The sequence below is a fragment of the Streptomyces mutomycini genome, from assembly GCF_001700505.1.
GTDB lineage: Bacteria > Actinomycetota > Actinomycetes > Streptomycetales > Streptomycetaceae > Streptomyces > Streptomyces mutomycini.
On record NZ_MAPV01000223.1, the window covers coordinates 1 to 7,886 of the forward strand.

The window sequence follows — 7,886 nt, forward strand, 5'->3', positions numbered from 1 at the left end:
GCGCGGCCGGCCGGCCGCGCCCCCTGGGAGACCCCTGCCGGTCCCTCCCGGCCGCAGACCTTCGCCGCGCCGCCGGCCCCGGAGCCACCGGCCGCAGCGGTCACGCCCGGGCCTCCGGCCCGCCCGGTCGTCGGCCACATCGGGGACCGGCCCCCCACGTACGACGCCGAGCCTGCCGCACTGCCCGAATGCGGCCCGGAAGACCTCGACGGCCTCGTCCCCGACACGGTCCTCGACGGCGCCCGGTACGGGACGTACACCCTGCGGGCCGCGTCCGTGCGCGGGGACTCCGCGCGCTTGTGCGGTGAGCCGCGCCAGGACGCCCTGCTCACCGCGCGCTTCGGCACCGGGGACGAGGCCCTGGTCCTGGTCGCGGTGGCGGGCGGAGCCCGGGGAGCGGGACAGGCCCGCCTCGCCGCCGCCGACGCCTGTCGCTGGATCGGCGGAGCCGTCGCCCGCAGCCATGCCCGGCTCTCCGAAGACATACGGGCGGGTCACACGGGTGACCTCAGATCGGGGCTGCAACGCCTCACCGACCGCACCTGCGGCAGGCTCCGTGCCCGCGCCGCGGAGCTCGGCCTCGAAGCGTCCGCGTACAGCGCCGGTCTGCGCTGTCTGCTGCTGTCCGCCGACCCGGAGTGCCGCACCCGCGTCTTCTTCGGCATCGGGCCCGGCGGCCTCTTCCGTCTCCGCGACGGGGCCTGGCAGGACCTCGACCCCGTGCTCCCCACGCCGGGCGGGGCCTTCCGTTTCCGCGCCTCCGTGGCCCGGCCGGGGGACACGCTGCTGCTCTGCGGAGACGGCCTGGCCGAACCGATGCGCGGTGAGCCGGAACTCGCCGCGGAACTCGCCCGGCGCTGGGCGGGCGGTCCGCCCGGGCTGCCCGCCTACCTGGCCGACACCCAGCTGCGGACCGAGGGGTACGCCGACGACCGTACGGGCGCAGCGGTCTGGGAGGCGTAACCCGGCACACCATGGGTTGATGGAGGCACGGACAGCCGGAGGAGAGAGGGTGCTCACCCATGGCCAAGCAGAACGTGTCGGAGCAGTTCGTCGACATCCTCGTGCGGGCGGGGGTCAAGCGGCTGTACGGCGTCGTCGGTGACAGCCTCAACCCCGTCGTCGACGCCGTTCGGCGTAACCCCGCCGTCGAGTGGGTCCAGGTCAGGCACGAGGAGACCGCCGCGTTCGCGGCCGGCGCCGAGGCCCAGATCACCGGCACCCTCGCCGTCTGTGCCGGATCCTGCGGGCCGGGCAATCTGCACCTCATCAACGGCCTCTACGACGCCCACCGCTCCATGGCCCCGGTGCTGGCCCTCGCCTCGCACATCCCGTCGAGCGAGATCGGCCTCGGCTACTTCCAGGAGACCCATCCCGAGCTGCTCTTCCAGGAGTGCAGCCACTACAACGAGATGATCTCCAACCCGCAGCAGATGCCGCGTCTGCTCCAGACGGCGATCCAGCACGCGATCGGCCGCGGTGGCGTCAGTGTCGTCTCGATGCCCGGCGACATCGCCTCGAGGCCGGCTCCGGAGAAGTCGATCGAGCACGCCCTGGTCACCTCGCGGCCCTCCGTGAAGCCCGGCGACGAGGAGATCGACAAGCTCTGCAGGATGATCGACAAGGCAAGACGGGTGACGCTCTTCTGCGGAAGCGGAACAGCGGGCGCGCACGCCGAGGTCATGGAGTTCGCCGAGCGGGTGAAGGCGCCTGTCGGCCACGCGCTGCGCGGCAAGGAATGGATCCAGTACGACAACCCGTACGACGTGGGCATGAGCGGGCTGCTCGGCTACGGTGCCGCGTACGAGGCGACCAACGAGTGCGACCTGCTGATCCTGCTGGGAACCGACTTCCCGTACAACGCGTTCCTCCCCACCGACGTGAAGATCGTCCAGGTCGACGTACGTCCCGAGCACCTGGGGAGGCGGTCCAAGCTCGACCTGGCGGTCTGGGGCGATGTGCGCGAGACCCTGCGTTCCCTGACCCCGCGCGTGAAGGTCAAGACCGACCGGAAGTTCCTCGACCGGATGCTGAAGAAGCACGCCGACGCGCTGGAGGGCGTGGTCAAGGCGTACACCCGCAAGGTCGAGAAGCACGTCCCGATCCATCCGGAGTACGTCGCCTCGGTCCTCGACGAACTCGCCGACGAAGACGCCGTGTTCACCGTCGACACGGGCATGTGCAATGTGTGGGCCGCCCGCTATCTCACTCCCAACGGCAAACGCAGGGTGATCGGTTCGTTCAGCCACGGCTCGATGGCGAACGCGCTGCCGCAGGCGATCGGGGCGCAGTTCACCGACCGGAACCGGCAGGTCGTGTCGATGTCCGGCGACGGAGGGTTCACCATGCTGATGGGTGACTTCCTCACGCTCGTCCAGTACAACCTGCCGGTGAAGGTCGTGCTGTTCAACAACTCCTCGCTCGGCATGGTCGAGCTGGAGATGCTGGTGGCGGGTCTGCCCTCGTTCGGCACGGCCAACAAGAATCCCGACTTCGCGGCGGTCGCGCGCGCCGCGGGCGCCTACGGGGTCCGGGTGGAGAAGCCCAAGCAGCTGGAGGGCGCGCTCAAGGACGCCTTCAAGCACAAGGGGCCCGCACTCGTCGACGTGGTCACCGATCCGAACGCCCTCTCCATCCCGCCGAAGATCAGCGCCGACATGGTCACCGGCTTCGCACTCTCCGCCAGCAAGATCGTGCTCGACGGCGGGGTGGGGAGGATGCTCCAGATGGCCCGTTCCAACCTCCGCAACGTGCCGCGGCCCTGAGGAGGCGCAGCACCGACGCCCGCACCGGGCGGCGGCGCGGTCACATCAGCCGCAGGGTCCCCGGCCGGGTCCGGTCCGTCATGATCTCGACCAGCTGGTCGAAGACCGTCGGACCGCGGCCCGCCCGGGCCTCGGCCAGTTCCCGGTCGACGCGCGCCCTGTTGGTCGGGTGCGCCCGGGGGAGGAGGCGCTCCAGCCGGCGGGCTGTCTCCTCGTGGCCCAGCGTGCGGGCGGAGTGTGCGTGGTCGCGCCACTCGATGACGAAGATCCCGTCCTCCGGGGTGCCGAAACCGCCGCCGAGGCAGTCCGCGAACGCGTCGAGACTGCGCCCGAAATAGCCGCCGGGGCCGTTCACCGCCTCGCCGACCGCATCCCAGAAGCTGTCCAGTCCGGTGATGGCGGAGCCGTCGATCACATAGGTCACGGTCATGCGTGGAGCGTACAAGTGCGTCTCTCCTGGTGCCGGTCCGACGGTCCGCGCCGCAGGTGGGGGACTACGGCACGGACCGGACCGGGGGAGGGCGGATCAGCAGCCGTGGTCGACCAGGTCGAAGGACTCGTAGTGGTCGGCGGTGTAGTAGTCCTCCTCGGTCGCCTCACCCGTCACGATCCGACGGGCCCCGCGGTCCGAGGAGCCGGGCGTGATGACCGTGTACTCGTGGTAGTAGCCCGTGCTCTGGCTCGGCAGCAGTGCTTCCCGGTTCTGGAAGACGGTGCCGTCCTGCTCGTACGGGTAGGGGCCGCCCGCCTCGATGAGGTCGAGCGTGTCGTGGGCCTGGGAGGGCAGCGCGGAGTAGCAGACGCTGCCGACCGCGGAGGTCGAGGGGGCCGTCGCGGCGGACGCGGTGACGGGCCCGCCGACGAAGAGGACGGACAGGAGGGCGGCGATGCCGCCGAGCGTGGTGATCCGTGGGGGGATTCGCATGCCCACCATGATGACGCGCGTAGATCCCCATTCGTCAACGCCAGCACGAGTGAATTTTTGGGGAGTTAACCGTGGGTACGGAAACGTAACGCGCCGGTCGTACGCGCGGGGTTGTGCGCCCGCCCGTTCATATGTTGACGTCCGCGGACGCGTGACCGCTCCGCTGTGGGGCATGCATCCCGTGAAGGTGTTCGAGACATGACGTCATGAAACGGAATCCAGGGAGGCCGATTCAGCGTGCGTGCGGGGGACATGACGAAACGACAGGAGAGCCCGTCGGTGCGGCTGCACCGAAGACTCGGGAACGCCGATCTGTCGGCCGTGGGGGAGGCACGCGCCGCGCTGCGGGAGTTCCTGCGCTACCGCAGACGGCCGGAGGAGACGGAGGTGGCGGAGCTTCTGCTCAGCGAGCTGGTGACGAACGCGCTCATACACACGAGGAACGGCGCCGTGGTCACGGTGACGTCCGCACCCGCGCGACTGCGGGTGGAGGTACGCGACTTCGTGACCGGTCAGGAGCCCGCGCCGTACGTGCCGAACGCCGATGACGGTACGCACGGCAGGGGGCTGCTGCTCGTCCAGAGCCTGGCGGACTCCTGGGGAGTCACGACCCAGGCGCTGGGCAAGGTGGTCTGGTTCGAGCTGAATGCCGGGAGGCCTTGACGCTCAGCCGAACTGCTGCTCCAGGTCCTTCAGTTTCTGCTCCAGCGAGTCGAGCCGGGGCAGGGCCTGGGTGTCGTCCTCGGTGGTGAGGTCGACAGTGCCGGGATCACCGCTCATGGTCTGTGCCGGAGTGCTCCTGGGGTTCGAGCCATGCACTGCTTGCAGCGACGGCCGGGGGCGAAGGGGCAGTTGTGCCGGTTCTGTTGTGGCAGGTTCCACGGCCGCCGGGCCGCCGGGGCCCGGCGTGCGGGCGATGGCCTGGACGTCCATCTCCCGGCCGATCCGCACGCCACGCCCCCAGACCCGGTTCTGCCGGTTCAGGGCCTTGATCTGGGCCCTGTCCAGCTTCGCCTGGTCCCTCCTGCGATGCCGGTTCTGCTCCTTCTCCTGCCGGTCCTCGCGGACGTCGTCCACGGCCTCGTCCAGGGTGCGTACGCCCTCGAGGAGCATCAGCGACCAGGCACCGAAGGTCTCCCTGGGAGCGCGCAGCCACCGTACGATCCGGATCTGCGGCAGCGGGCGGGGCACCAGGCCCTGCTCGCGCAGTGCCGCACGGCGGGTCTGTTTCAGGGCGCGGTCGAACAGCACGGCCGCCGAGAGCGACATCCCGGCGAAGAAGTGAGGTGCGCCCGCGTGCTCGATGCCGCGCGGCGCGTGCACCCAGTTGAACCAGGCGGCGGCACAGGCGAACGTCCACACCAGCAGCCGGGATCCCAGCGCGGCGTCACCGTGGCTGGCCTCGCGCACCGCGAGCACCGAACAGAACATCGCGGCCCCGTCGAGGCCGAACGGGACGAGGTACTCCCAGCCTCCGGAGAGGTTGAGGTTCTGCCGGCCGAAGCCGACCAGCCCGTGGAAGGAGAGGGCGGCGGCGACCGCGGCACAGCAGAAGAGCAGGACGTACGAGGCGGTGGCGTAGAGAGCCTCCTTGCGCCTGCGGCGCTCCTCGCTGCGTTCCCAGGTGTCGTCGGCCGTGGCCTTGTCGGCGGCGCGTCTGCCGCGTGCGACCACCGTCACCGCCGCCACGACCCCCACGAGCAGCACGGCGCCCGGAAGCAGCCAGTCGAGCGAGATGTCGGTCAGTCTCATGCACGGTCCCTTGCGTCAGGTAGGGCATTTCGGGCGCAATTGTGGCTGAAATGCTGCCTGTCCCAGGCGCTTTCGGGATAAGGGGACCCTATCGGGGGGATTGAACACCCCGTTAGGTGCATTGAGTCCGAACTCCGGCTCGAACGAGCTGAGTTGTGTTCGTATTGCGGTCGCTCGCCCGGGTGGTGTGAGCGGCCTTGCCGCCTCAGGCCGCGGCCGCCAGCTTCCGGACGCGGTCGGCGTCGCAGGTGCGCGGGCAGGTGACGCACGTGTCCTCGGGCCGCAGGGTGTAGAAGAGGCAGCAGCTCGCGCGGTCGCGCGTGGGGAGCGATTCACCGTCCGGCCCGGTCAGCTCACGGAAGCCCGCCGTGCCCACGTACGGCTTGGTGGTGCCGGGGAGCAGCAGTTCCAGCTCCCTCATCGCACGCGCCTCCTCGCCCAGCAGGTGGGCGACGTACCAGAGGCCCTCGACGATCTCGTCGGTCGCCATGCCCCAGAGGGCCCGCTTCCCGCGCCGCATGCGCGGCCGGAAGCCGTCCAGCACCGGACCGATGTGCTGTGCCACGGAGTCCAGGACCTCGGCCCGCAGTGCCGACTCGTCCGGGACGACCCGGGCGCCGGGCAGCTCGGCCGCCGGGTCGTCGGGCAGGCAGGCGAACTCGCGTACACGCAGGGTCAGGTGGCCCAGTCCCCGGTGGAAGGAGACGTCCTCGACGGGGATCCGCGGCACCCGGCGGTGCGTGAACCACGGCAGGGTCACCAGGAGGCAGGCCGGCCACGCGTAGCGGTGCAGCGCGAAGCTCGCCACCACGTCCGGGCGCGCCTGCATGCCGTAGTCCCGCAGGACCTGTTCCTCGTCCCAGGCCATGAAGTCGTCCAGCGCGGCACCACCGGCCGCGAGCTCGGCGGCGCCGACCCATCCGCCGCCCGAAGGTGCCGCGGCGTCATCGGTCAGCATCTCGGCGCGCAGTCCGGGGAAGACTTCGGCCAGACGGTCGTACGCCGCCGTCAGCGGGGACGGGGCGGTGGCGGCGAGCAGAGCGGGCACGGTCATTCAGGGACCACCGAATCACGAGCTTTTGCAGGTAAGCCTTACCTTACCCGAAGTGATCGGTGTTTGAACTGGGGCCTGCGCCGCTTATCGTGCACAGGGGGCCCGGCGCACGCGAGCCGGCCCGCCAGTGCGAGGAGGTCCCGGTGGAGCAGGGCAGAGCGCGTGAGGACGCACGGCCGTACACGTCCCCGGTCACCCCGCCCGACGCCCGCGTACCGGGACAGGCGCGGGGCGAGCACACCCACAGCGAGCCGCCCGCGCCCCGAGTCGTCCAGCGGCATTCCGTGCGGGGCCAGATCCTGGACGCGCTGCGTGCCGCGCTCGTCGGCGGCGAGCTGGCCCCCGGGCAGGTCTACAGCGCCCCGGCGCTCGGTGCCCGCTTCGGTGTGTCCGCGACCCCGGTGCGCGAGGCGATGCAGCAGCTCGCGTCGGAGGGAGCCGTCGAGGTCGTCCCGAACCGGGGCTTCCGTGTCAGTGAGAGGGGCCCGCGCGAGCTGGCGGAGCTGGCGGAGGTGCGCGCCCTGATCGAGGTCCCGGTCATGCTGCGGCTCGCCCGCACCGTCCCGGAGGCCGGCTGGTGCGCGCTGCGCCCGCTGGCCGAGGCCACGGTCGCGGCGGCGGCCGTGGGGCACCGGGCGGCGTACGCGGAGAGCGACCGCGCCTTCCACCGGGCCGTGCTCGCGCTGTCCGGGAACCAGCAGCTCGTGTCGGTCGCCGACGACCTCCACCGCCGGTCCCAGTGGCCGCTCGTCAACGGCCCCGTCGGCCGCCGGGCCGACCTGCTCGCCGACGCTTCGGAGCACATCGCACTGCTCGACGCCCTCATCGCACGGGACCTCACGGTGGTGCGGTCCCTCGTCGGCGAACACTTCAACGGCGCGGAGGTCTGAGGCCGCGGGGCCCCGCGAACCGTGAGGCGCCCGCCGAACCCGCCGGGCAGCCACAGGTTCGCCCGCACACTCGCCGGGCAGCCACCGGTCCCTCGCACACCCGCCGGACGCGTGCCCGTCCGGCGGGCCCGGGCGGGTCAGTTCGCCTCCACGGTCTCCGGGGCCGGCGGATCCAGCCGGGGGGCGAGCCAGGTCGGCACACCGCCCAGCAGCCGGAACAGCCGCCCCGCCTCGGCGCGCAGCCGGGCTGCCACCTCGGGTTCCGGCTCGGCGTCCGCGAGCGAGATGAGCGCCGGAGCCGTGCCCACGAGATAGCCAAGCTCCTCCCTTATGCGCAGCGACTCCGCGAAGCCGTGCCGCGCCTCCGCGAGTTCGCCCTCGCGCAGGGAGATCGAGGCGAGATGCCGCCAGGTGAAGGAGAGCAGGAGCTCGTCACCCCGGGCCGTCGCACCGGCGTGCGCCCTGCGGTAGGCGGCGCGCGCCGGTGCGACGGCCCGGGG

General features: G+C 71.5%; 8 protein-coding genes and 1 pseudogene. 4 read left to right on the forward strand and 5 right to left on the reverse strand.

The window, feature by feature from the left end; all coding sequences use genetic code 11:
* The coding region (locus BFF76_RS27255; protein ID WP_065849266.1) for a protein phosphatase 2C domain-containing protein at positions 1-963 on the forward strand (963 nt) is incomplete at its 5' end.
* A gap of 59 nt (positions 964-1,022) precedes the next feature.
* Positions 1,023-2,765 (forward strand): pyruvate dehydrogenase, encoded by a 1,743-nt coding sequence (locus BFF76_RS27260; protein ID WP_031099815.1) that lies wholly within the window; start codon positions 1,023-1,025, stop codon positions 2,763-2,765.
* 40 nt (positions 2,766-2,805) lie between these two features.
* Here the strand turns inward: BFF76_RS27260 and BFF76_RS27265 are convergent, their stop codons facing one another.
* Positions 2,806-3,195: a barstar family protein gene (locus BFF76_RS27265; protein WP_031099813.1), complete on the reverse strand. Its 390-nt coding sequence runs from the start codon at positions 3,193-3,195 to the stop codon at positions 2,806-2,808.
* A gap of 96 nt (positions 3,196-3,291) precedes the next feature.
* Positions 3,292-3,690, reverse strand: a complete 399-nt coding sequence (locus BFF76_RS27270) for a guanyl-specific ribonuclease (protein ID WP_031099812.1) — start codon at positions 3,688-3,690, stop codon at positions 3,292-3,294.
* Between the two features lie 252 nt (positions 3,691-3,942).
* Between BFF76_RS27270 and BFF76_RS27275 the strand changes: the two genes are divergently transcribed.
* The gene (locus tag BFF76_RS27275) at positions 3,943-4,353 is read left to right on the forward strand and encodes an ATP-binding protein (protein ID WP_051834777.1); all 411 of its coding nucleotides are present in this window, start codon (positions 3,943-3,945) and stop codon (positions 4,351-4,353) included.
* Between the two features lie 3 nt (positions 4,354-4,356).
* Here BFF76_RS27275 and BFF76_RS27280 read toward each other — a convergent pair whose 3' ends face one another.
* Positions 4,357-5,442 (reverse strand): DUF2637 domain-containing protein, encoded by a 1,086-nt coding sequence (locus tag BFF76_RS27280; protein WP_031099807.1) that lies wholly within the window; start codon positions 5,440-5,442, stop codon positions 4,357-4,359.
* A 205-nt stretch (positions 5,443-5,647) separates the two neighbouring features.
* Positions 5,648-6,496 (reverse strand): (2Fe-2S)-binding protein, encoded by an 849-nt coding sequence (locus BFF76_RS27285; RefSeq protein WP_053929304.1) that lies wholly within the window; start codon positions 6,494-6,496, stop codon positions 5,648-5,650.
* Positions 6,497-6,639: 143 nt separating this feature from the next.
* Between BFF76_RS27285 and BFF76_RS27290 the strand changes: the two genes are divergently transcribed.
* Positions 6,640-7,386 carry a GntR family transcriptional regulator gene (locus BFF76_RS27290; protein ID WP_053929305.1) on the forward strand — a complete coding sequence of 249 codons (747 nt, stop codon included), beginning with the start codon at positions 6,640-6,642 and terminating at the stop codon, positions 7,384-7,386.
* Positions 7,387-7,523: 137 nt separating this feature from the next.
* Here BFF76_RS27290 and BFF76_RS27295 read toward each other — a convergent pair.
* Positions 7,524-7,886 (reverse strand): annotated as a pseudogene (locus BFF76_RS27295) (hypothetical protein); the annotation flags it as partial.